Annotated in this window: 22 protein-coding genes; 10 read left to right on the top strand and 12 right to left on the bottom strand. The window is 51.7% G+C overall.

All coding sequences use genetic code 11. The features are described from left to right. Window positions 1–77 precede the first annotated feature (77 nt). The 5 genes from ABT58_RS10855 (at window position 78) to deoD (ending at window position 5,084) form a co-directional block, all read left to right on the top strand. Window positions 78–248, top strand: coding sequence for a XapX domain-containing protein (locus tag ABT58_RS10855; protein ID WP_047874432.1), 171 nt, complete (start codon window positions 78–80; stop codon window positions 246–248). Window positions 249–689: 441 nt separating this feature from the next. Further along, window positions 690–1,463, top strand: coding sequence for a deoxyribose-phosphate aldolase (gene deoC, locus ABT58_RS10850; protein ID WP_047874431.1), 774 nt, complete (start codon window positions 690–692; stop codon window positions 1,461–1,463). A 192-nt stretch (window positions 1,464–1,655) separates the two neighbouring features. After that, window positions 1,656–2,987, top strand: coding sequence for a thymidine phosphorylase (gene deoA, locus ABT58_RS10845; RefSeq protein WP_047874430.1), 1,332 nt, complete (start codon window positions 1,656–1,658; stop codon window positions 2,985–2,987). Window positions 2,988–2,998: 11 nt separating this feature from the next. Further along, window positions 2,999–4,219, top strand: a complete 1,221-nt coding sequence (locus ABT58_RS10840; RefSeq protein WP_047874429.1) for a phosphopentomutase — start codon at window positions 2,999–3,001, stop codon at window positions 4,217–4,219. 139 nt (window positions 4,220–4,358) lie between these two features. Beyond that, on the top strand, window positions 4,359–5,084 hold the full coding sequence (deoD, locus tag ABT58_RS10835) for a purine-nucleoside phosphorylase (protein WP_047874428.1): 726 nt from the start codon (window positions 4,359–4,361) through the stop codon (window positions 5,082–5,084). 119 nt (window positions 5,085–5,203) lie between these two features. Here deoD and ABT58_RS10830 read toward each other — a convergent pair whose 3' ends face one another. Beyond that, entirely contained in the window at window positions 5,204–5,812 is a 609-nt protein-coding gene (locus ABT58_RS10830) for a YtjB family periplasmic protein (protein ID WP_047874427.1), read from the bottom strand. A gap of 104 nt (window positions 5,813–5,916) precedes the next feature. Here ABT58_RS10830 and serB point away from each other — a divergent pair, with 104 nt between their 5' ends. Then, entirely contained in the window at window positions 5,917–6,867 is a 951-nt protein-coding gene (serB, locus tag ABT58_RS10825) for a phosphoserine phosphatase (protein WP_229821733.1), read from the top strand. A 21-nt stretch (window positions 6,868–6,888) separates the two neighbouring features. Here the strand turns inward: serB and ABT58_RS10820 are convergent, their stop codons facing one another. Then, window positions 6,889–9,258: a PilZ domain-containing protein gene (locus ABT58_RS10820; protein WP_047874426.1), complete on the bottom strand. Its 2,370-nt coding sequence runs from the start codon at window positions 9,256–9,258 to the stop codon at window positions 6,889–6,891. Between the two features lie 153 nt (window positions 9,259–9,411). On the opposite strand from ABT58_RS10820, the gene radA reads away from it, so the two are divergent. Next, complete coding sequence (radA, locus tag ABT58_RS10815) at window positions 9,412–10,806, top strand: DNA repair protein RadA (RefSeq protein ID WP_047874425.1); 1,395 nt, start codon at window positions 9,412–9,414, stop codon at window positions 10,804–10,806. Between the two features lie 83 nt (window positions 10,807–10,889). Here the strand turns inward: radA and ettA are convergent, their stop codons facing one another. Next, window positions 10,890–12,557, bottom strand: coding sequence for an energy-dependent translational throttle protein EttA (gene ettA, locus ABT58_RS10810; protein ID WP_047874424.1), 1,668 nt, complete (start codon window positions 12,555–12,557; stop codon window positions 10,890–10,892). A 424-nt stretch (window positions 12,558–12,981) separates the two neighbouring features. On the opposite strand from ettA, the gene sltY reads away from it, so the two are divergent. Together sltY and trpR are read left to right on the top strand one after the other, a co-directional pair. Further along, entirely contained in the window at window positions 12,982–14,916 is a 1,935-nt protein-coding gene (gene sltY / locus ABT58_RS10805; protein WP_229821732.1) for a murein transglycosylase, read from the top strand. Between the two features lie 114 nt (window positions 14,917–15,030). Beyond that, on the top strand, window positions 15,031–15,345 hold the full coding sequence (gene trpR, locus ABT58_RS10800; RefSeq protein ID WP_047874422.1) for a trp operon repressor: 315 nt from the start codon (window positions 15,031–15,033) through the stop codon (window positions 15,343–15,345). A gap of 118 nt (window positions 15,346–15,463) precedes the next feature. On the opposite strand, the gene yjjX is transcribed toward trpR, so the two are convergent. From yjjX to ABT58_RS10755, 8 genes are all read right to left on the bottom strand, one after another. Further along, window positions 15,464–16,024: an inosine/xanthosine triphosphatase gene (gene yjjX / locus ABT58_RS10795; protein WP_047874421.1), complete on the bottom strand. Its 561-nt coding sequence runs from the start codon at window positions 16,022–16,024 to the stop codon at window positions 15,464–15,466. A 97-nt stretch (window positions 16,025–16,121) separates the two neighbouring features. Further along, window positions 16,122–16,760, bottom strand: coding sequence for a helix-turn-helix domain-containing protein (locus ABT58_RS10790; protein ID WP_047874420.1), 639 nt, complete (start codon window positions 16,758–16,760; stop codon window positions 16,122–16,124). Between the two features lie 504 nt (window positions 16,761–17,264). Further along, window positions 17,265–18,371, bottom strand: a complete 1,107-nt coding sequence (locus ABT58_RS10780; protein ID WP_047874418.1) for a M20/M25/M40 family metallo-hydrolase — start codon at window positions 18,369–18,371, stop codon at window positions 17,265–17,267. A 175-nt stretch (window positions 18,372–18,546) separates the two neighbouring features. Continuing rightward, window positions 18,547–19,224: a Crp/Fnr family transcriptional regulator gene (locus ABT58_RS10775; RefSeq protein WP_047874417.1), complete on the bottom strand. Its 678-nt coding sequence runs from the start codon at window positions 19,222–19,224 to the stop codon at window positions 18,547–18,549. Between the two features lie 169 nt (window positions 19,225–19,393). Further along, on the bottom strand, window positions 19,394–20,119 hold the full coding sequence (locus ABT58_RS10770) for a nucleoside phosphorylase (RefSeq protein WP_047874416.1): 726 nt from the start codon (window positions 20,117–20,119) through the stop codon (window positions 19,394–19,396). Between the two features lie 175 nt (window positions 20,120–20,294). Then, window positions 20,295–21,500, bottom strand: coding sequence for a NupC/NupG family nucleoside CNT transporter (locus ABT58_RS10765; protein WP_047874415.1), 1,206 nt, complete (start codon window positions 21,498–21,500; stop codon window positions 20,295–20,297). After that, on the bottom strand, window positions 21,497–22,048 hold the full coding sequence (locus ABT58_RS10760) for an NAD(P)H-dependent oxidoreductase (protein WP_047874414.1): 552 nt from the start codon (window positions 22,046–22,048) through the stop codon (window positions 21,497–21,499). Before ABT58_RS10760 ends, ABT58_RS10765 begins: the two co-directional genes overlap by 4 nt. A gap of 294 nt (window positions 22,049–22,342) precedes the next feature. Beyond that, window positions 22,343–23,470 carry an HNH endonuclease gene (locus tag ABT58_RS10755; protein WP_047874413.1) on the bottom strand — a complete coding sequence of 376 codons (1,128 nt, stop codon included), beginning with the start codon at window positions 23,468–23,470 and terminating at the stop codon, window positions 22,343–22,345. Between the two features lie 297 nt (window positions 23,471–23,767). Between ABT58_RS10755 and ABT58_RS10750 the strand changes: the two genes are divergently transcribed. Next, window positions 23,768–23,971 carry a hypothetical protein gene (locus ABT58_RS10750; protein WP_047874412.1) on the top strand — a complete coding sequence of 68 codons (204 nt, stop codon included), beginning with the start codon at window positions 23,768–23,770 and terminating at the stop codon, window positions 23,969–23,971. Window positions 23,972–24,106: 135 nt separating this feature from the next. Here ABT58_RS10750 and ABT58_RS10745 read toward each other — a convergent pair whose 3' ends face one another. After that, on the bottom strand, window positions 24,107–24,967 hold the full coding sequence (locus ABT58_RS10745; protein ID WP_047874411.1) for a helix-turn-helix transcriptional regulator: 861 nt from the start codon (window positions 24,965–24,967) through the stop codon (window positions 24,107–24,109). Between the last annotated feature and the right edge of the window lie 80 nt (window positions 24,968–25,047).

Here is a 25,047-nt window from a genome sequence, read left to right as displayed (position 1 = left end):
CCCTTTGTTAGCATTACATTCAAAGCAGGGCAGACTACACTTTCTTCTGTGTACGATCACAGACAGAGAGAAGCATCATGAGTGAAGTACTGTTAGCAATGGTGGCCGGCTTTATCGTGGGTATCCTGTTTTCAGCGATCAAATTACCGATCCCGGCACCGCCGGTGTTGTCCGGTGTGATGGGGATTGTCGGTGTGTATGCCGGCGGGATTGCCTATCAGTGGATTGTTGAGCGGTTTTTCACCTGACCGCATGCCTGCGCCAGATCCTTCGAGACAGTGTGCATGAAAACCGCCAATACGTGCGTTTGGGAAACACATTGTCCACGGTAGGAAACATAACTTTCATGGTGAGGGGCGGGTTGCCTTGGTATTATTGACCTGCACTCATTAAACAGATTTACGCTGTATTTGCCCTGTTTTGTCATCACCTTATGACACGATAGCGCAAGTTGGCATCACGGCTGGGTTCGCGTGTTCGCGCATCCGGCGCGGTGAAACGGATAGCAATTCGCCCTCTGTTCTCGCGAAAGGGGGAGAAGTCTTCAAGGAATCAAGTCCGTTATACCTGACACGCCGTCAACGACGGTTGCAGGTATCACTGTTCCCATCGCGGGCCATGTGGCGAGCTGCCCATGCTGGGGAAGAGTGTCTTTTAGCTTGTAATACATAACTGGACTGGAGAAAGTCATGAGCGAATTAAAAGCGGCTGCACTACGTGCGCTTCAACTAATGGACCTTACTACGCTGAACGAAGACGACACTGACGCAAAAGTGATCGCGCTTTGTAAAGATGCGAAAACTGCGGTAGGTAACACGGCAGCGATCTGTATCTACCCGCGTTTTATCCCTGTTGCGAAAAAGCAGCTACGTGAGCAAGGTACACCAGAAGTACGCATTGCAACTGTGACTAACTTCCCACATGGTAACGACGACATTGAAATCGCAGTCGCTGAAACAAAAGCAGCTGTGGCTTACGGTGCGGACGAAGTGGACGTGGTATTCCCATACCGCGCGCTAATGGCGGGCAACGAAGAAGTGGGCTTTGAACTGGTTAAGCAGTGTAAAGCAGCGTGTGGCGATGTATTGCTAAAAGTGATCATCGAAACCGGTGAGCTGAAGACTGAAGAGCTGATCAAGAAAGCATCTGAAATCTCTATCAAAGCGGGCGCAAACTTCATCAAGACTTCTACTGGTAAAGTGCCAGTGAACGCGACTCCTGAGTACGCGGAAATCATGCTGAACGTGATCAAAGACATGGGCGTAGCAGAAACCGTTGGTTTCAAACCAGCCGGTGGCGTACGTACTGCAGAAGACGCACAGCAATACCTAGCAATGGCTGACCGTATTCTGGGCGCAGAGTGGGCAGATAACATGCACTACCGCTTTGGCGCATCAAGCCTGCTAGCAAACCTGCTTCACACTCTGGGTGAAGGCGAAAAAGCAGCGGAAGGCGGCTACTAATTCTTTTCCATAAGGTGGCCGCTTGGCCGCCTTATTTTTATATCCATTTTACGTTTTACTTTCTGGTTTTTAATTACGGTTTTTGCCTACGTTCGCTTTGTGCGGCGTCTACAGGCGGCTTGCGTACACCTGAAAATCACCGACAGTAAACCGTGACGATCCTACACTCGCTATTATTTATTGGGGAATACCATGTATTTACCACAAGAAATCATCCGTAAGAAACGTGACAACATCGAGCTAACGGCCGACGAAATCAATTTCTTCATTCAAGGTGTGGCTAAAGACACCGTGTCAGAAGGTCAGATCGCGGCATTCGCGATGGCGATTTACTTCAACGATATGACCATGGATGAGCGTGTTGCGCTGACCTGTGCGATGCGTGATTCCGGTATGGTGATTGACTGGAGCCACATGAACTTTGATGGCCCAATCGTTGATAAGCACTCTACCGGTGGTGTGGGTGACGTGACATCGCTGATGCTTGGCCCAATGGTGGCAGCATGTGGCGGTTACGTACCGATGATTTCTGGTCGTGGTCTGGGCCACACAGGCGGTACATTGGATAAGCTGGAATCGATTCCTGGCTACAACATTACCCCAACCAATGAGGTATTCGGTCAAGTAACCAAAGACGCAGGCGTGGCAATCATCGGCCAGACCGGCGATTTGGCACCAGCGGACAAGCGTGTGTACGCAACCCGTGACGTGACCGCGACCGTGGATAACATCTCTCTGATCACCGCGTCTATTCTATCGAAGAAACTGGCGGCCGGACTTGGCTCGCTGGTGATGGACGTGAAAGTGGGTTCAGGTGCCTTCATGCCAACGTATGAAGCTTCTGAAGAGCTGGCGAAATCTATCGTGGCCGTGGCGAACGGTGCGGGCACCAAGACCACTGCACTGCTGACGGACATGAACCAGGTATTGGCATCAACCGCTGGTAATGCACTCGAAGTACGTGAAGCTGTGCAATTCCTCACCGGTGAATACCGTAACCCTCGCTTATTTGAAGTGACCATGGCATTGTGTGCTGAAATGCTTGTAAACAGTGGTTTAGCAGCAGATATTGATCAGGCGCGTGCGGATCTTCAAACGGTGTTGGATAACGGTAAAGCGGCTGCTTGCTTTGGCAAGATGGTGGCTGGCTTAGGCGGCCCGGCTGACTTTATGGAGAATTACGACAACTACCTAGCGCGTGCTGAAATCGCCAAGCCGGTATACGCCGAGCAAAACGGTTATGTGTACGCCATGGATACCCGTGCATTGGGTATGGCAGTGGTCGGCATGGGCGGTGGTCGTCGCGTTGCGGCAGATACCATTGACTATGCGGTTGGCCTGAGCGACATGGCTCGTCTGGGTGATGAAGCGAATGCTGAGCACCCGCTGGCTGTGATCCACGCGCGTACCGAAGCGCAGTGGGAAGAAGCTGCGAAAGCGGTGCGTGCTGCGATTACGATTGCCGATGAAAAACCTGCGCCAACACCGGTTGTTTACCGCCGTGTTCGTCCTGAAGATGTGTGATGGAGTGCAAAATGAAACGTTCAATTATCCTGGTTCTGGATTCTTTTGGCATTGGTGCCACCGCTGACGCCGTTGATTTTGGTGATGTGGGTGCCAACACCCTGGGTCACATTGCGCAGGCATGTGCGCGCGGTGAAGCCGACAACAGCTTGCGTAGCGGTCCGTTGAACCTGCCAAACCTGACCCGTCTGGGCTTAGGTAAAGCGTGTGAAGAGTCATCAGGCGAATTTCCTGCGGGCTTGGATCCACAGGTGGAAATCACCGGTGCTTACGCGCATGCGGCAGAACTGTCTTCAGGTAAAGACACCCCATCGGGTCACTGGGAAATTGCCGGTGTACCGGTGCTGTTTGATTGGGGTTACTTCACCGATCACAGCAACAGCTTCCCGAAAGCGCTGACCGATCGCATTTTGGCGCGCGCAGGGCTGGAAGGCTTCCTGGGCAACTGCCACGCATCAGGCACCCAAGTATTGGATGATCTGGGCGAAGAACACATGCAAACAGGCTGGCCGATTTTCTACACCTCGGCAGACTCAGTATTCCAAATTGCCTGTCACGAAGAAACCTTTGGCCTGGATAAGCTGCTTGAGCTGTGCCAAATCGCCCGTGAAGAATTGGCGGATTACAACATCGGCCGTGTAATTGCGCGTCCGTTCATTGGCCCGGGTAAAGGCCAGTTTGAGCGTACCGGTAATCGCCGTGACCTGTCTGTTGAGCCACCTGCACCAACCTTGCTGCAAAAGCTGGTTGAAGAGAAAAACGGTGAAGTGATTTCTATCGGTAAGATCTCTGACATTTACGCCGGTTGCGGTATCACACAGAAAGTGAAAGCGACGGGCATTCCTGCGCTGTTTGAAGCAACGCTTGAGCAGATCAAAGCAGCGGGTGACAACACCATCGTGTTCACTAATTTCGTTGACTTTGACTCCGCGTACGGCCACCGCCGTGATGTGGCAGGTTATGCAGCGGCACTGGAATACTTCGACAAGCGTTTGCCAGAAATTCTAGAACTGCTGCAGGAAGACGATGTGTTGATCCTGACCGCAGACCACGGTTGTGACCCAACATGGCCAGGCACCGATCATACTCGTGAGCATATTCCAGTATTGGTAACAGGTCCTAAGATCAAAGCCGGTTCACTGGGCCGCCGTGACACCTTTGCTGATATCGGCCAGAGCCTGGCGGAATACTTCGGCACGACTGACATGGAATACGGGAAATCTTTCCTGTAAGCCGAACGAAAAAGACTGATCCCAGAGCTGTTTACGTCTATATTTGCTTAGATTGACACTGCGCTGGGCAGATCTGTTGACATTGGGGTGGGCGAGAACATAACGGCCCACACCAAGCAATAATATGAAGGAAATAACAATGGCGACTCCTCACATTAACGCAGAAATGGGTGATTTTGCAGACGTAGTATTGATGCCGGGTGATCCACTTCGCGCTAAATACATTGCAGAAACCTTCCTGGATGACGCAAAAGAAGTGTGTAACGTACGTAACATGTTCGGTTACACCGGTACTTACAAAGGTCGTAAGATCTCTGTAATGGGTCACGGTATGGGTATCCCATCTTGCTCTATCTACGCGACTGAGCTGATCAAAGACTACGGCGTGAAGAAAATCATCCGTGTGGGTAGCTGTGGTGCAGTACGTGATGATGTGAACCTGCGTGATGTTGTGATCGGCATGGGTGCATCAACGGACTCTAAAGTTAACCGTATGCGTTTCGGCGGCCACGATTTCGCGGCACTGGCTGATTTCGGCATGGTGAAGAACGCGGTTGATGCGGCGAAAGCAAAAGGCATCGACGTTAAAGTGGGCAACATCTTCTCTGCAGATTTGTTCTACAACCCAGATTTCGATTTCTTCCAGACGATGAACAAATACGGCATCGTGGGCGTTGAAATGGAAGCGGCAGGTATCTACGGCCTGGCGGCTGAGTTCGGCGCGAAAGCACTGACTATCTGTACCGTATCTGACCACATCCTACGTGGCGAAGCGACGACTTCTGAAGAGCGTCAGCTAACGTTCAACGAGATGATGGAAATCGCACTAGAGTCTGTACTACTAGGCGACGCTGACGAAGCATAATTGCTCGTCGATTAAGCGCATAAAGAAAGGGCTGATCCGGTGGATCAGCCCTTTTTGTTTGTCTGCGTTTTTTCTTCTGTGCCAGTGCTGTGCTTGCTCTGCTCTGACCGTGCTGCGTATCAGTCTTTGTTAGCGAGCAGAAACGGAAAGTGCCAGATGTCTTTGCGACGGCCAAAGGTAAAGGCCAGAATGAAGCCCACCACTAAGGCGGCAATGATCAATGCACGCACCACCGAGGTGATGTAGTCAATGTCATGCAGGGTACGCGCCAGCACGCGATCATGCTCAAGGGTGATACGTAAAAAGCCCACCACCTGATGCTGGGTCATGATCGGCTCGACAATTTGCTGGCGACCGTAGCTGGCGACCGACAAGGGGGTCGACAGGCCGGTCACTTGTGTCAGCGGCATCGCCTCGGCATTTTTCGCAATGGTCGCGCCTTCCAAATCGTAAATGGTGGCATCGAGGATCAGCCCTTCATCGGCCAGTCGCTCCACCAGCACCTGCAGCTTGTCTTGGTTCTTCTCAACCACGTCCGCACTTGCGGTTTGCGCCGCCTGACGGGCCATTAAACGGGTCAGCGTCTGGGTTTGTTCACTCAGAGCCTGATAGTTACGTTTGGTCAGATCGGAGCCATATTCCACCATCGTGATGATGGCCGCGATACAGCCAAACAGGACAAACAATTGCCATGCCTTTTGAAAACGTGTCTTTTTATATTTCATCATCTCAGCAGTACTAACTGTGCCAATATTATCTTGGGACTTGCCCTGGTAATTTGCAATAGGGTAACGTGTGGCAAGACATTTACTTTAACATGGATGGTCTATAAGTGCTTAAAATAAGGAAACATACCTCGTTATACCAGCGATATCCCAGTGTGGTATCGGCCAGCAACCGTGATCGCCGCCGTTCACCGACCCTGATCTACGGTCAGGGGATCTATCCGGACACGGTGGAGGCGATTGAAGCGGCGCTGGGCGAGGCATTAGGCATCACCGCAGCGTGGAAAGTGGGGCAGTATGACTGTTTGCTGGTTTCGCAGCCTTATAGCGAGGCGCTGGCACAGACAGTGATCGCCCATCACCTTGATGTGGCCAATGTGCAGGACGTGCCGGATCTGCACGAGCCGGGACTGGTAGTGATGGACATGGACTCCACCGCGATTCAGATCGAGTGCATTGATGAAATCGCCGCATTGGCCGGTGTCGGTGAAGAAGTGGCGGCGGTGACTGAGCGTGCGATGCAGGGGGAATTGGATTTTGCCCAGAGCTTGCGACAGCGTGTAGCCACCTTGGAAGGGGCAGACGAAGCGATCCTGACCCAAGTGCGCGAGTCGTTACCCATGATGCCCGAGCTGCGCGAGTTAGTGGCGACACTGCATCACTATGGCTGGAAAGCGGCCATTGCATCAGGCGGATTTACCTATTTCTCGGATTACCTCAAGCAAGAGTTGGATTTGGTACATGCCGAGTCGAACACGCTGGAGATTGTGGAAGGCAAACTGACCGGCAAGGTGTTGGGTGACATTGTCGATGCGCAGGCTAAAGCGACCATTTTGCACCGTCTGGCGGCGCAGTATGACATTGCCCCGCACAACACGGTAGCCGTGGGCGACGGGGCGAATGATTTGGTGATGATCAAAGCAGCCGGCTTAGGCGTGGCGTATCACGCCAAACCGAAGGTGGAAGCGGCCTCGCCAGTGGCGGTTCGGTATGCCGGCCTTGGCGCGATCATCTGTGTGTTATCGGTTTCTCTGTTGCCTCACCATTTGAGCTGGTAAGGCGCGTGTTCACGCTCGCGATCAGTTAATTTCCAGTCGGATCAGCACTTCATCGGTGATGTCATGCAACTCACCACAGCCGATGAGGGTGCTGAGCTCTTCTTCCAAGGCGCGGGCCCGGTGCAGGGTCAGGCGCGCCAACTCGCCCAATTCTCGACGTATTAAGGTGGTCATCGGGCTCAGTACCGGTACCGCCGTGACACGCAACGCCATGAACTCCCCATTCAAACGCGCTTGCTTGATGAAGGTGATCCGCGCATCGGTATCGGCAAACTCATCCGGCAGCAGGCCTTCAATGTGCAGGATCTCGTCCCCATCGCGCTCCACCCACAGATACACTTCATGCACATGCGGTTGCTGGATCACCATCGGGCGCAGCGGATCGGCCAGCATGCGTTTGTTGCGGTTGCGGAAAATCGGCTCCAGTGAGTACCCGTCCTGCTCGGCGATATGGTGGAACAATTTGACCAGTGGCGGCACCGGGAAGTTACAGCCAATGGCTTTGAGCGTCGCTTTATGGGCAGCCTTTTCGGCAAAATACGGCACACAGTTCAGGCGGCTGAGCAGCATGCGGTGCATCACCAGCAGCAACTCCCCGCGTGGCAGGCTTTCCCCGCTGCGGGTCAGCTTGTTTTCATTGTGTTGGATCAGCTTACGCAAAAACAGGGCACATTGCTCTGCGCGGGTGCCTTCATCGGTGGTGAGCTGAATTTGGCGATAATCCGGGCTGATCCGAATCACCCGATACGGCACGTTTTCTAACGGCGCGCGTTTGTCCATCTGCTGCAGACGCGGAAAACTGATGCTTAGCACATCATCACGCTTGAGCGCCAAGGGCGATGACAGGGCGATGTTCAGGCCGCGCGAAGAGAAATCCACGCTTTTGCCCATGATGCTGATCCCTTGTGCGGTGCTGATCTGTACCGGGGTCTGGAACAAAAAGCGATCTTCACAGCGCTGGGGTTTCGGGTCGAAATACACCGCTTTGGCGCTGGCGACCGGATCGCGTGGGTGGCGAAACGCCTGCAAGGCACTGGCCGGTAGCTGCGATTTGAAGATCAGGCGATAATCGTGCTGGGCTTCGGCATTGCTCAGATCTTGCAGCAAGCCGACATGGGTCAACGCGCTGAGCGGGCCAATCATTTCCGGCGCAATGTCTTTCAGCACTTCCAGATTTTCCGCACTGATCGGCTGCAAAGTCAGGCGGTAAACGCGCCAACTGTCACGCTGGGCGCCAATGTGCCAAAACAACTGGCGCTGCTCACGGTTCATCTCCGGCAGGGCCGCTGAGTAAAAATAGGTTTTGCCGTTGTGCTGGTGGTTGAAGCTATAGAGCAGGGTGCTTGATTGTTTCAGTCCGGCTTTGCCTAAACTGGCCAGTCGTGCGGCCGACAGCAAATGGTTGATCACCGGCTGGTTGCGCTCGTCATGCCAGTCATCCCACAAATGGCGGTTATGCGGGGTCAGCAGGCTGTATTTTAAGGTGGTGCCGGTGAAAAACAGCGGCATCGCACTGCTGTGTTTCAGGTAGCAGTGTTCATACCCGCGTGTGCGTGCCTGAATCACTTTGTCTTCATGATCCTGACGGGCTTTGTTCTGGGTACGTTCCAAATACTCTTCAATCGCGGCTTTGATGATCTTGTTATCGCCGACGATTTTCAGCCGCAGCCACTTGTAGCTGTCGTGCTCGCCGCTTTCATCAATGGCCAGGACACGGTAAGCCAGCCCGTCCATCAGCTGCGGGTTGTGCAGTACCTCGGCCATTTTCGGAAAACGGGCGGTGATCAGCATGCCGAGCTGATAGGTAAACGCAGAGGGCACTTTGAATTTTGCGCCAGAGAACGACAGATCGGCGGTAATGGCATTGACCATGTGGCCGTCCGGCAGCTCCAGATTGACCGGCGTGCTGATGTGCAGACGATCTTCGTGGCGCGTCAGGTAGTGACCAAAGCGCAGTAAAGGCGCATCGTATTGGGTGTCACGAAGCAGTGTGGGGATTTCTTCCGCTTGATGTTGTGCCTGTTGCTGTTGTTTTTGTTGTTGATGCATCACCCGGAAGTTGTTGTGGGTGTTCATCAGGGCTTCATACAGGCCGACACGGAACTGCCCGCCATAGGCCGCAATCCACTGGTGGTACGTATTGAGGGCCACGTCATCGAGCCAATGACGCAGTCCGTTCAGTTCATAAGGGCGGCAATCGCCATTGACTCGCCCGCGCAGATCAACAATTTGATGGCAAGGTGCCATGATCCGGTGCAATTCCATTTTGATCTGCAAACGGGTAGGGCCATCCTCGCCTTGGGTCATGATGTGAAAGGTATCGTCAAAGTCATCCTGGTCGTAAACCGGAATGAGGTTATCAATCAACCCTTTGTGATCGTTGAGTAACATAGTGCTTTTTTATTTTGAAGGTCTTCGTTTAATATCGGTATTTTGCCCCAAAAATTGAGCCTGTCAGCAGGCGGAATGTAACATTTTTCTTGGAATGTGGCGTGAAAGTGTCCGACAGGAAGATGGGGGCAAGTGAACGGTATAGGGGCTATCATGGCGAAAACCAAGCGTGCTTATGTCTGCAGTGATTGTGGCGCGGACTTTCCTCGCTGGCAGGGACAATGTAGTGCCTGTGCGGCGTGGAACACAATAACCGAATTTACCGTACCAAAGACCCGCGCGGCAGTGGGTGGCGCGGCCAGTGCGGCGAGCAGTTATGCCGGTGCAACGACCAAGGTACAAAAACTCTCTGACGTAGAGAGTAAAGATCTGCCGCGTTACAGCTCGGGCATTTCTGAGCTCGACCGCGTGTTTGGCGGCGGCATTGTGCCGGGCTCGGTGTTGCTGCTGTGTGGCGATCCGGGGGCGGGTAAATCGACCTTGTTGCTGCAAAGCATCGGGGCGGTAGCCGGCTCGAAAACCGTGCTGTATGTGTCGGGCGAAGAATCGATCCATCAGATCTCCCAGCGTGCGCAGCGATTGGGCACCCCGAACATCGATAAAATCCATGTGGTGGCGGAAACCTCGGTCGAGCAGATCTTACATCATGTGACGGAGCAAAAAGTCGAGTTCGTGATCATCGACTCGATCCAGACCATGACCGTGGCCCATAACGATTCGGCGGCCGGTAGTCCGAGTCAGGTCAAAGAGTCAGCGGCGGCGCTGACCCGTTTTGCGAAAACCGAAGGCGTGACCTTCATGATCGTTGGCCATATCAATAAAGACTCGAACGTGGCCGGCCCGATGCAGCTGATCCACATTGTTGACGGCCTGTTTGCGCTCTCATCCACGGCGGATGAAAAATTCCGTGTGCTGCGTACCTCGAAAAACCGTTTTGGTGCCGATTCCGAGTCCTGTTTCTTTGCCATGACCGAAACCGGGATGAAGCAGGTGAAGAACCCGTCAGCGATTTTCTTGAGCCGCTCGGACAAGAACCACGCCGGTTCAACCTGTACCACGCTGTGGGAAGGCACCCGTCCGTTGCTGGTGGAAATTCAGGCCCTGTGTAATAACTCAGTGACCGAGAACCCGCGCCGTTTGACGGTGGGCTATGACGGTAACCGTCTGGCGATGTCGATTGCGGTACTGGCCCGTCACGGTGGGGTGATGCTGTCTGACATGGACATTTTCGTGAACTGTGTCGGCGGGATCAAAATCGAGGAAACCTCGGCAGACTTGGCGGTATTGCTGTCGATCTTCTCCAGCTTCAAGAGCGCGCCGATCCCGCAGGATGTGTTGGTGTTCGGTGAGATTGGCCTGAACGGCGATATCCGTCCGGCAGCCAACGGGGTAGAGCGTATTCGTGAAGCGGCTAAGCAAGGCTTTACCCGCGCGATTGTGCCTAAAGCCAACGCCAGCCGTCAGATCAACGGCATTGAGATCATTGCGGTGGAAGATCTGCAAGAAGCATTGACGGCATTTGATCGCGTGGCACACACCACGGCGTAAGCGGCGTCTTTGTAAAGACAAGATTGCAGATATAAAAAAGGGCAGCCATTGGGCTGCCCTTGTTGTTTGTGCGCTCGGAATGATTACTTCGCGATACGCTTGTACTTGATGCGGTGTGGCTCAGCCGCTTGTGCACCCAGTGTTTTCTTCAACCAGTCAGTGTATTCGGTGTAGTTACCTTCGAAGAAGTTAACTTGACCTTCATCACGGTAGTCAAGGATGTGGGTTGCTACACGGTCAAGGAACCAACGGTCGTGCGAGATCACCATGGCACAGCCAGGGAATTCCAACAGCGCTTCTTCCAGGGCACGTAGGGTTTCTACGTCCAGGTCGTTGGTCGGTTCATCGAGTAGCAAGACGTTGCCGCCTGCTTTTAGCAGTTTCGCTAAGTGAACACGGTTACGCTCACCACCAGACAGTTCGCCGATGCGCTTCTGCTGATCGCTGCCCTTGAAGTTGAAGCGAGACACGTAAGCACGGGCCTGAAGCTCGAAGTTGTTGATACGGATGATATCCGCACCTTCAGAGATCTCCTGGTATACCGTGTTGTTGTCGTTCATTGAGTCACGGAACTGATCCACTGACGCCAGTTTCACGGTTTCGCCCAGCTCAATGCTGCCTGAGTCTGGCTGCTCTGCGCCGCTCAGCATCTTAAACAGGGTAGATTTACCGGCACCGTTGGCACCGATGATGCCCACGATCGCCCCTTTTGGCACGCTGAACGACAGGTCGTCGATCAGTACGCGATCACCGAATGATTTGGTCAGGTTCTGAACTTCGATAACCTTGTCACCCAAACGCTCACCTGGCGGAATGAACAGTTCGTTGGTTTCGTTACGACGCTGGTGCTCGGTGGTGTTCAGCTCTTCAAAACGCGCCATACGCGCTTTAGATTTTGCTTGACGACCTTTAGGGTTCTGACGTACCCACTCCAGTTCTTTCTCGATAGTCTTCTGGCGTGCTTTCTCTTGAGACGCTTCTTGCTGTAGACGCGCATCTTTTTGCTCTAGCCATGAAGTGTAGTTACCTTCCCATGGAATACCTTCACCACGGTCAAGTTCCAGGATCCAGCCTGCTGCGTTGTCCAGGAAGTAACGGTCGTGCGTGATGGCCACAACGGTACCGCTGTAATCCACCAGGAAGTGTTCCAGCCATGCTACAGATTCTGCATCCAAGTGGTTGGTTGGTTCGTCAAGTAGCAGCATATCTGGTTTGTCTAGCAGTAGACGACAGATAGCCACACGACGGCGCTCACCACCAGACAGGAATTTCACTTGTGCATCCCACTCTGGCAGACGCAGTGCATCCGCCGCACGCTCAAGTTGCATGTCCAGGTTGTGACCGTCTTTGGTCGCGATCAACGCTTCCAGTTCGCCTTGCTCTTTAGCCAGTTTGTCGAAGTCCGCATCCGGTTCAGCGTAGGCTGCGTATACTTCGTCTAGGCGTGTCAGGGCGTGTTTCACGTCCGCGACAGATTCTTCAACCACTTCACGTACGGTTTTTTCTTCGTCCAGTACCGGCTCCTGAGGTAGGTAACCCACTTTCAGGCCCGCTTGTGGACGTGCTTCACCTTCGATGTCGGTATCGATGCCCGCCATGATGCGTAGCAGGGTAGATTTACCAGAACCGTTTAGGCCCAAGACACCGATTTTGGCGCCCGGGAAGAAGCTCAATGAAATGTTTTTAAGGATTTGACGCTTAGGTGGGACGACTTTGCCCACGCGCGACATGGTATAGACGTATTCAGCCATATCCGTTTGCGATCTCTAACTAAATGAAAGGGACTATTTTACCTGTTCTGGACACAAGTTTAACAGCAATGTTGATAATTGTGGGCAATCCCCGCTGCATTCTGTCGTTTCGTGAACATTTCGTGCATTTGGCCTCAAAGCAAACCGCTTTTTTTCGCCCATCTCGGTTTTTTTGTGACGAAAAATGTTGGGGGTATTTTTGAACAATCCATACCTGTCGACTATCTGGCTGTCTATAATTTTCAGTGTTCACCTGCCGTCTATGTGCAAGGCGTATCATTCGCTACAGAGCGGCTTTTGAAGTCAATCCAACCTTGTCGGGCGTGACTTGTGGTCGATGGCATATATATGCAATATAACACTGTTATAGAGACCGAATAAGCAACCAAAGTCGGCATGGATGAACGAATAATGGGATGGTGCTGTGCATAGCAAGAAGAATCGAAACCGATTATCAAAATGGATGGTGTCACTCGGGATACTGCTGCTGCCGCTGTCGATGCAGGCTTCTACGTTAGAGCAACAACGTGAACGCTACGCGCAGGCACAAGCCGCATTAGAAGAGCAGGACATGGACGCGTATAACGCGTTGCGCCGTCAACTGGATGCCTACCCGTTGGTGCCATATCTGGACTACCGTGAGTTTTCCCTGTTGTTGCCGACCAAAAGCGTGCAGGACGTGAATACGTTTGTGGATGAGTTTAAGGCATTACCGTTCAGTGAAACGATCCACGACCGTTACCTTTATCAACTGGCCCGTACCGGCAACTGGAAAGATTTTCTGACCATGCAGCCGGATGTGCCGCGTGGCCAGGCGTTGCAGTGTTACTACTATACCGCCAAGTTACAAACCGGTGAGCCGGCGGAAGCGTGGAAAGGGGCGAAAAAAGCCTGGTTGACGGGCAATTCGACCCATGATGCCTGTGATCCGCTGTTAGATCAGTGGAAAGCGGCCGGAAAGCTGACCAATGGCTTGATTTTAGATCGCATGTTGCTGGTGTATGGCGAAGGCAACCGCGCGCGCTTGAACTACCTGCGCAAGCAGCTGACCGGCAACAGCCAGCAGGTGGGCAGTACCATTGTCAGCCTGTTTGATAAGCCGGCCGGTGTGTCTGCGTTTGCCAAGCGCAGCAAGGTGACGCCGTTTAATCAACAGCTGACCACCTTGGCGTACAAAAAACTGGTACGCAGTGATGTGGATGAAGCGGTGTCGCAATATACCGCCACCATGAAAGGGCAGCATTTCAGTCAGGTGAAACAGCAAGCCTTGGCGGATTACACCGCCAGCCGTTTGATGGCCACCAGTGATGCGGATATGCAGGCATGGCGAGACAAGGCGTTGACAAACAGCCAGTCTATTTCGCTGCTGGAGCGCCGTATTCGTCAGGCCATGCGGGAAGACGATTGGGATGCAGTGGTACTGTGGGTCGATCGCCTGCCGGAAAAAGCCAAGAAAGATGTGCGCTGGCGTTTCTGGCAAGCCCGTTTAGATCAAATGGCTGGTCGTGATGAAAAAGCCAAAGCCGGATACACCGCCCTGTTAGGTCAGCGTAATTTCTACAGCGCGGCGGCGGCAACGGTATTGGGTGAGCCTATCAAATACCCGATCAAAAACGTTACCGATACCACGGTGGTCACCAAGCAATACCAACAGACCCTGAACCGCATTAAAGAGCTGGTGGCGGAAGACAAATTGCTCGATGCCAACCGCGAGTGGCATTACCTTATGCGTGGTATGGATCAAAATGAAATCGCGGCACTGGCGGCTTACGCGGCCAAGCATAAGTGGCACCATCTGGCGGTACAGGCGACCATTGCCGGCAGGTTGTGGGATCACATTCCGCTGCGTTTCCCGATCGCCCATAAATGGTGGTTTGATTTCTTCAGTAAGAAGCGTGATCTTTCGACCGTGACCATGATGGCACTGGCGCGTCAGGAAAGTGCGATGAACGTGGAAGCGCGCTCGCCAGTCGGGGCGCGCGGCTTGATGCAGTTGATGCCAGCAACCGCCAAAGCGACAGCGAAAAAGCTGGGGCGTAACTATGCCGGTCAAGACAGCTTGTTTGATCCGGGCGTGAACATTCGCTTGGGCAGTGGTTATCTGAAAATGATGCTGGAGCGTTACGACAACAACCGGATCTTTGCGTTTGCGGCGTATAACGCCGGGCCAAGCCGAGTCGATCGCTGGCGTGCGGGAACTGACGGCAAGCTTGATGCCTATGCCTTTATTGAGGCGATTCCGTTCAATGAAACCCGAGGGTATGTGCAGAACATTTTGATGTTTGAAGTGTACTATGGGGAGCTCATGGGCGAGATGCCACCGTTGCTCAGAAAGAATGAACTGGACACGAAATACTGAGCCTTGGTGAGTCACCGTGCAGCGGAAAAGGAATTTTCGGGCTAGGGGCTAGGTACTCTTGGCGTAAAGGGATAGAATCAGTACTCGAAAACGAGTACATCAAATGAGGATGACATGTCGAATAGCCAAGAAACACCGGAATTTACTGAGTGGCAACAGGTACTGGATATCTTACGTCAGGCAACGGACGAGCATAAAGAAGACACGTTGCTGAGACTGTTGTTGACCCCGGATGAACGGACGGTGTTACTTTCTCGCGTCAATATTCTGCATGAACTGCTCAATGGCGATCGCAGCCAGCGCAAAATCAGTGAGCTATTGGGGGTGGGTGTTGCGACCATCACCCGTGGCTCTAATGAGCTGAAACATCATGATGACGCCACCAAAGTGTGGTTGTCAGCCCTGTTGGAAGCCCAGAAGCCAAACTAAGGCGGGATACCCCAACGGCCCCAATAGCAATGCTACTAATAACAAAGCCCCTGACGCTTGTGCGTGAGGGGCTTTTTTTCGTCGCGACTTTTGCTGCACCGTTAAGGGTAATGACGCTTTAAGACGCGTTTGCTTGCGCGTTTGTTTGTGCGTCTGATACCGGGAATAAATCCGGGTGCATGAACGGGATCAACGCCAGAATCAAGGCTTGCTGGTAGACCGAGCTGCGGCTGAGCAAATGGTGGGTCAGCAGGGCAATAGCACCGCCTTTTTGTTTGATGTTGGTTTGGTTGAACATCGCATCCATCACATCGCCCAACTCTTGTCCCTGGTGCAACTGCGCTAACGCGGCAGGCGGTAAAGGGAGAGAGGCCGAGCGGGCTTCGCCACGACGCTGGCGGGCATCTTCAATCACCATCCATGCAAAGGTCAGATCGCCGTCTAGACCGGCTTCCAGTCCCACATAATAGTCTGCATCAGGCATGGCTTGCTTGGCGTTGTGTACGCGGGTGCGCGCCCCTTGCAGGGTTTCATCGGCAGTCATGGGTTGCTCGCTCACCCCACTGGCGACACTGACACCGTGAAAAGTAAAGGCGTGGTCGGGAAAGGCTTGCGCAAAGGCGTGCTCAACGGCTGAAATTTTGGCAGGGTTGGTAGAAGCGACAATAACGACAGGCATGACAATCATCCATTGAAAAGAGAGAGGAGGATTGTACGCCTTGGCGGCGTAAGATTACACCGCCAAGCGATACAGCATGGTCGCTATGCAAGAGGCATTAACGATCGAAAGCCCAATCAGACTGGATGATGAAGCCGTGGATCTGGAACTCGCCGTTGTTCACGAACAGGTTCGGGAAATCCGGTTGTGAGGTAGAGAACACCACACCGTCAGCCAGCTGCGTCATGTGGTAGAAATCTGGCTCACTGCCACGCACAGAGGCGAACACTGGCTGCTTCGGACGGTAGGCTGCTGTTTTGGTAGCCAGTGCGTAGCTGCCGATTGGCGCGCACTGTGCGATGTTTTCGTTGTCCACCAACAGGCCTAGGCACTCTTCACGTACCAGGTGCTGGGGGATAGCGCGCTTGCTCACTACATCGACCGTTGCGCCATTGCTAAATGACATAAAATCTTTACGGTGAATGATAGGGATGTACGTGCTGGTTGTGCCTTGCTCTGACGCATTGTTAATGGTCGTTGTCGCTTGGGTACCGGTATCAACCTGACCGGTTAGTAGGTAGCTGATAGAGGTGTTGAGTGCTTCCGCGATTTTTTCCAGTTCACGGACTTCAATCCCGTATTTGCCAGATAGCTTACGGCTCATTGTTCCCTGCTGAAGATCAAGTGCTTCGCCAAGTTGTTTCTGGCTGATCCCTTGAATTTTCGCTAAACGCTTAATTCGCTCTAAATATTCCATACTCACTAGCTTCCTGCTGATAAAAAAGGTTAGATGCAATGTGCATTCTTAAAAGTCATATTGATTGTACTGATAACAGCGAAGAAGGGATCCAAAGGGTATAAAAAATGCGATTGGTTTCGACATGGGAATATCGCAAATTTATAAGATGGGAAATTTTTGGCTCAAAATTTTAGAATCGAAATAAGCGCGGGTGGGTTCATCCGGTGGAGCAAGATCACTTTTTTTGGTCAGAGCTTTGAATGGGCGACTTTGGGTCAAAAAAGTCTCGTTTATCGAGTTTGTATTTAAGGTGTTGTTTTTGTTGGTTTTATTTGAAATTTCATTTTTAAATGAAAAATACCGAAACAAAGGTTCATCTCAGGACGATGACAGCGATTTGAATTTGTCATTAATGACCTTTTTCTTAATTAAACGTCAAAAATAAGATGATTCAGCCAACATTTTGACGTTTATTGAGTATGCGGAAAGGGAATTAGCAGGGCGGGTACCCTGCTAAAAAACTTAACGGCTAAGGTAAGTTACAAGGAATTGGCTGATCGCCACCATGTCGGCAATCGCAATGAATTCTTCGGTGGTGTGTACCTTAGACATACCGGTCGACAGGTTCACGGTTTTCAGGCCACGGCCGTTGAACACGTTCGCGTCACTGCCGCCACCGGTTGATTTGGTGATTGCATCAATGCCGTTGGCGGCAAAGGCGGCTTTAATGCCGGTGATCAGCGCATCGTTTTCATCGATGCGGTACGCGTTGTACGCACGAGAAGAGACAATGTCGATGCCTGCGCCGTGTTTTGCTGCTGCCGCTTTAAAGGTCGCCACCATGTGATCAACCTGAGCCTGCAGCTTGCTGTCGTCTAGCGAGCGCGCCTCACCTTCAAGGTAAAGGGATGGCATCACGATATTTGTGGCCTGACCGCCTTTCACCACACCGATGTTCGCAGTGGTTTCATGATCAATGCGCGACAGTTGCATGTTGCTGATGGCATCAGCCGCAACGGTCAGGGCGTTAATGCCTTCTTCTGGTGCAAGACCTGCGTGTGCCGGTTTGCCCTGAATGGTCACTTTCAGGTTCTGTTGACCCGGCGCCGTGGTGATGATGGTACCGATAGGGCCGCTGGAATCCAGCACGATCGCTTGCTGCGCGCTGATCTTATCCATGTCGAAGTTTTTCGAGCCGTGCAGGCCACCTTCTTCAAACACGGTAAAGGCGATTTCGATGGTCTGGTGTGGCAGGCCTGCTGCTTGGATCACGCGGATCGCTTCGATAATAGCTGCGATGCCAGATTTGTCATCGCCACCCAAAATGGTGTCGCCCTTTGAGCGAATGATGCCGTCTTCAATCACTGGCTCAATGCCGTTACCTGGGGTCACGGTATCCATGTGGCAGCTCAGCAGGATGCTGCCTGGCAGCGTGCCATCCAGTTTCGCGTACAGGTTGAAGCCATTAGACAGCTCAGCCGGTACCGCCAGCTTGCTCACGCTAAAGCCCAGCTCGCCCAGTTGCTCGGCCAGGGTTTCAGCCACCGCTTTCTCGTTGCCAGATTCGCTGTCGATTTTTACCAGCTCAATAAAGTGTTGAACCAAACGGTCCTGATTTACTTGGGTCATCATGCTTCCTCGAGAGTCCCATCAAAGGGGATCATCTTAAGCCAATTTGCCCATGATTTTTTGATCTGATCCCCGTTAGCGTGGTGTGAATCACCAATAATCACGCCTTGTTAAGCGCTTTATATTGAGGTGTTAATCATTGCTGGAAGATGTAACTGACTTGTGCGAGGCGGTGTTAGCTGACCGCGATGAAGGCTTCCAAGGCGGCGTGATCGACAATCTCGATCTGGTTGCCATTTTTGCCGATCAGTCCTTGCTCTATCAGGGTATTGAGGGCGCGACGGTAGACCCGGCTGGACGTACCAAAACGCTCGGCTTCCTGCTCTATTTTATCAAAGGCACCGAGTGACACGCTGCTGTTGTCCCGTTGCCACAGATCAAAGGCAATGTTGTAGGCGATAGGGTGTAACACGCGGTAGGTGTAGATTTCCATCGATTCCTGGTAATCCCACGCCAGTGCGGAGGCAAAGAACAACGCCAAGTGCGGTTGCTCGTTAAGGCACTTTTGCAAACGGGTCGCGCAGATCACCTTGGCTTCTAACGGCTCATCGGCCACCACATTCCACTGGCACGGCTCGCCAGTGAAAAACTCCATTTCCCCAAAGATTTGCTGCTTGCACTGCACTTCGCCAAGCTGAAAGCGGCGGCCATTAATGGCGCAGGTGTGCATAGACATCCGACCGGTTGGGATCACGAACAACTGCGTGACCGCCTGACCTTGCTCTAACAGGGTATCGCCGGCTTGTAAGCGACGGGTACCGATTTGACAGGCAAACAGCGCCTGCTCAAACGCCTGCTGTTGCGGCGCGAGGGTATTCGCAAAACGGGTAGTAGATACAGGAAGTAATTGCATGCTGAACGGCACTCACAAAAAGACGCGCGCAGTATACAAAAAAGAAGCCGCTGATCGCAGCCACCTGTTGTTTTTTTGATGGTGGCTGTGATCAGGGCGAGGTTGCCAGAGTCTGAGCCCTGTGTGTTGTGTTGCTTTTACTTATTCGTGTAGCCGGCGAGAACCGCGATCAACAGGTCAGCGCATGCAGTGCCGCCAAAATGGCATTGCGTTCACCGTGGCTGGTGGTCTCAGACTCGGCCACATAATCGGCCACACCTTCTTGTACGTCTTGCTCAAACAGCACCACGTTAGCCAGTACCGCCGCCACTTTCAGGCCACGCAGGCGACCGACGGTCAGTAGTGCCGCCGTTTCCATATCGGCACCTAATACGCCTTTTTTATGCCAGAACTGGCAGATAGCTTGCTCGTCATCGGTGTAGAAGCTGTCGTGTGAGCGGACAACGCCGCCGTATGCGGTAATGCCCGCCTGTTCACAGTACGCGTGCAGGCCGTTAAGCAGCGCGATATCACTGTAAGCCGGGAAAGCGGCGGGCACATAGCTGTTAGAGCCGCCTTCATCGCGCACGGCAGCTTCGGCGATGATCAGGTCGCCCAAGCCAATATGGGGTTGCAGCGCGCCAGCCGAGCCGACACGGACAATGTGTGTTGCACCACATAGACGTAGCTCTTCTAAGGCGATCAGGGCCGATGCGGCGCCGATGCCGGTACTGCACACGGTAATGGGTGTGTTGTTGTAGATCCCGCGCATTAAGCGGAATTCACGGTTTTCAGCGAGACATTCGACCTCGCTCAGATGGGCGGCGATGCGGTTTACGCGATCCGGTTCGCCGCAGACAATCACCTTGTCTGAGATGTGATGGGGTTCGACTAATAGGTGAGGTTGTTTACTCATGAATGTCCTTACGACTTGTTCTTGTGTGTATTGCTGTGTTTTCTGTTTTCTGTTTTCGTTGCTTTGTATCAGTTGTTTTGCATCAATAGCGAACGCGGGCTGAGAACATCAGCCCGCGTATATTCGGTCAGGGTTTGCTACACCGATTTAGATGCACAGGGTGAGATGTGCCGCGTTAAACGAACAGACCCACAATGGCGGCGTTCATCAGGTTTGCCAGCGTGGCGGCCAGCAGCACTTTCATACCCAGTTGGCCGATCATGCCTGCTCGTGCCGGGATCATCTTACTCAGGGCGCCACACACCATGGCTACCGAGCCGATGTTAGCAAAGCCACACAGCGCGATGGTCATGATAGCGGTCGAGCGCGCACTCATTTCCACACCGCCCATGTTGGCGAAGGCCACGAATTCATTCATTGCGATTTTCTGGCCCAGGAAAGCACCGGCAATGGTCGCTTCATTCCAAGGAATACCGATCAACCAGGCCACAGGGGCGAACAGGGTGCCCAGGATCACATCCACACTCAGATTCGGCACGCCCAGTAACTCACCGATAGCGCCCAGGCCACCGTTTAGCATCGCCATCAGGCCGATACACGAGATGATCACCGCACCCACAATGGCCGCGATACCCACACCGGCGATAGCGCCTTTCGCTACGGCATCGATAAAGCTGGTTGGCTTCTCGTCGTCTGGCAACTCGGGGACTTCATCAACAGTCGGCTCGTTTTCCGGGATGATCATTTTGGCAAACATCAACCCAGCGGGTGCCGACATGAAACACGCCATGATTAGGTAATTGAGATCCACGCCCATGCCAGCCAAGCCCGCCAAGATCGAACCGGCAATCGATGACAGACCGCCCACCATAATGGCGAAGATCTGCGCGCGGGTCAGCACGTGGTGGTACGGCTTCACCAACAACGGCGCTTCCGTTTGGCCCAGTACGATATTACCGGCTGCGTTCATCGATTCTGCGCGCGAGGTGCCCAGCACTTTTTGCAGGCCGCCGCCGATGATCAACACGAACCACTGCATGATGCCCAAGTAGTAAAGCAGGGACGTCAGCGAGGCCGTAAAGATGATTTGTGGCAGCACCTGCAATGCCCACACAAAGCCGATGCCATCGACACTGAAGTTCACCAGACTGCCAAAGGCAAAGCGGATCCCTTCTATTCCGTAGCCAAACACGTTGCCCACGGTGTTAGAGACCGCCAGCAGCACCTCACCACCGGTTTCCGTCGCCAGTACAAAGAAAGCGACCGTCAGGATGATCCCGAACGCGCCAATCACGGCTCGCCAGCTGATTTGGCTGCGGTTTTCAGAGGCAAAAAAGCCGATTAATAAGAGGACTGCTATCCCTAGCAACGATTGCATCATGCACGAGTCTCCAGATACGCGTTAACCGCGTCGATAAGGCGAGAGGCATGGGTGTGCGCCAATGCCAATGTGTTGTCTTTGTCGCCGCCTTCTTCAGGCGTCGCGTTCATTTCAAAGGTGATATGGGTATCCAGCACGTTCACTTCCGCCGCACGGAACGGGTGTTCGTAAGCCACTTGGTAGTGTGAAAACGGCAAGAAGTTAAACCCACTGGTGCTGTAAGACTCGGCCGTTGCCCCCGCTGTTACTGAGAACAGGAACGGCTTGTCTTTCAGCTGGCTGCCTTCCGGGCCGAAGGCAAAGCCATAAGTAAAGACGTCATCAACCCACTTTTTCAGCACTGCCGGGTAGGTGCTCCAGTACAGCGGAAACTGTACCACCACCACATCCGCTTCAAGCAGGCGCTGTTGCTCGGCGTGAATATCGCCCGCAAAGCCTGCCACCGAGTGGATGGTCCAATCCGTTTGTGCCGTCAAGTCCGCCAGAATCGTCGCGTTCGCGACAGATTGCGACAGATCAGGGTGCCCATTGATAACTAATACGTTCATACAGAATCCTAAAAAGGTGATCACGGGCCTGAGCATGCTGCGCAAGCCCGTCAAATAGGGTGTGTTACTGCCTTCGGCCTGATGGCGAGGCTTTCTTCGCGTCTTTCTCAAGCGCGATTTTATTATCAAAGCAGACGAATAGTATTGTTATGTGCTGCCGTTATGGGAGCGATTATAGAGAGGCCGATGGGGATGTGTGAGGACATTTGTCCTGTGGAATGTGTGAGCAGATGCATGTTGTTGGGGAAAAAATGAAAAAAGGCTGAAAGGTATTTTTCAGCCGTTGAGTGTTCCCTATAAGCCTTTGAATAACATACCTCGATGATACGCCAGGTATTTTTTGTGCTCGCGCATGACATGAAAAGACATGTTGTCATTAATGCCTAACACCTCTGGATGTTCGAGGTATTTAGAAATGAGTACCTTGCCACTGTCGTTAAATGAGATAAAACCAAGATCAAAAGCTTTATCAAGGTTGGCGAGCAGTAATAACCCATTGTATCGATCTAAACGTTCTTCATTCGTGGCATCTCGCCAGGGTTTAATATGTGAGGCGAGCAACATTTGTCTATTGCGATACCCTGTGACCGCACAGCCACCCCACATATCAACTAAATTTGCACGAAATTGTCCTTGTCCCACTCGTGTTTTGATGAGAATTTCTTTTTCGGTTTCAGTGAGCGTTTTATCACGCATGACTTGCTGTATATCAGCGTTGATATCGATCTTAGATAGGTCGGCTAAAAACTGCTGATAGTGAGATAATGCGGCGCTATACATGCCTTTACCTTTTGAATCTCGTAGTTTAAATATCTCCATATTGCGCACTTTTTGCTCTAAGGTTACAAATTGGTAGTAAGACTTTAGATTGGTTAAAGGCTCCGCAATTTCTCCGGCATCCATGAGCCAATTTGAGATTGAACCTCGGATTGCCGTTAAGTAATTAATTGCGGTTTTGTCTGATTTACCAATATCCATTAACCATTGATGAAACAATGTGGGTAGGTCTGAAAGATTTGAAACTAACGCTTCTTTTAGCTCATTAGACACGATATAGCTTTTCATGTACGAGAAAAGTTCGTCATCAAGATAGGCATAGGTGATTGCTTTTGATGCATAGCGCTTTGTGTTGTGTGCATCAAAACCCGGATGATAAGCAAGATGCCAGAAGCCTTCGCTCTTTAAGTGGAAGTAAGGGTTTTCTGGCGTATCCCTATCATTATTTTGTGCCACATTCTCAAAGTGATGGGTAAAGCGCTCTTTGAGTGCCTGATTAAATAGGATTTTATTGGATGTAATATGCCCAGCTTGAATTAAATCCATCACGGCTAACAGCATGCATACCTTGTGGGGACTTTTTTTACCACCAGATCTGTTTACATTGAGGTGCCGGAATTTATCTAAATAATGTTCGTGTGACACAGTTTATCCTTCTTGTGCGCCAACAGTTGATGCCTGATCGATGCTTTTGCTCAATTCATTCGAAGGCAGAGTAATGAGTACATCGTTTCGCCATTGAATATCGCGGCGTCTGTTAAGTTGATGTATTTACCATAGAAAAGAGCATCTGATCAGTATTTTAATCATCGGAACGCAATTCATATCGTTTGACATCGATTTGCTCAAACAGAGATGCCAATTTTCAGGTAAGACAAAGTCACTTTGCCTATGCTAACGTTAAAACAAGAATCATGACCTTCATAAGAAAAAGAACATCCTATGAATAACAAGCCATTAGCAACGCTCACCGACGAACAAAAAATCCTGATTGAACAATTGGCCACAGATAAAGTGAATTCGATGAATAGCGATCAATACTTGTGTGATCGTATTGATGAAAAAGTATTGGAAATGGAAGAGCACATCCAAGCTTACTTTCATGAACGCTTTCACTTTCATATGAAGAAGCACGAACAAAAATAAGCGTTGGGTGCAGAGTAGTGGGTAACCCACGCGCGCTCGAGACTGAGAGGCTGCTTTGTGCAGCCTTTTCTTTACGTGTGATGTCACTTGATGGCATTGAGTGTGAGATGGGAGAACAGTCAATGGCCGGTTGTTTTAGTAAGTGAGATATAGCATCAACTCATCCATATTCCCCACGATAATCTGCTGCCCTTGAGGTTTGATTTTTTGCATGTGGATATCAATGTTATAGGCATCCAGTAGGTATCGAACGAGCGATGCGTTTGTGGCTATGGAAAGTGTGCCGTTGGACATGCCATAATCTTTTTCGATTACCGCTTTTTGCTTCTCGTTAAAACGAAGATCTGGGATGAGGATGATATCTACCTCAGTATTCCAAAGCGTATCACCTTGCTTGCCGTGAGTGGCATTGTCGTTGATGTCCGGTATGCCATGAATACGGCTTAATACAAAATCTCGATATCCCTTCGCCTGCTCACAATAAGCTCGAACATGCCAGCGTAACGGAGTACAAACAAGGGTGTGAGGAGAGATGATTCTTTCTACGTTTTCGCCATCTTTTAAGGATGTGTAACAAATATCGACACGTTTTTTCTCTCGAATAGCTTGTACTAAAGGTCGTAATACCGTTGGCGTAATATTGCGTGTTACAGGGCGAATCATCGCGGTGTGTTCAAACCCCATATCAAGTTCATCAAATGTCACTATCATATCTTCACGGCGAGAGAGAATATGCAGGTACTCATCCGCATGGCCTTTGGTTAGCTTCGGTATGAACCTATCGCTAGGTTTATAGCCTTTTAGGTGCTTGTCATAAACAAGGTTACCGGGTGCGATATCAGCCAAGTAGGAGTTGATATCTTTTGAGGCTTGTTGGCGCCCGAGACCAAAGCTTTGTATTAAGTGATTGGTGGTTAACCTTCCCTCCCAAAGTGCAACAATTTCAATCATCCGATATCGCAAAAGTAGCTCCCATCTAATCGGCCATTTCGTCATTCTTCGATTCCTGTCCAGTTATTCGACATGTTTATGTATTCAGTATTTACCTGTCTTTGATAGCGACATAATATTTTTTG

The organism is Photobacterium aphoticum (assembly GCF_001029435.1).
Classification (GTDB): Bacteria; Pseudomonadota; Gammaproteobacteria; order Enterobacterales; family Vibrionaceae; genus Photobacterium; species Photobacterium aphoticum.
The sequence above is the reverse complement of the archived record's forward strand: the minus strand, read 5'-3'. Positions and strand labels throughout refer to the sequence as shown.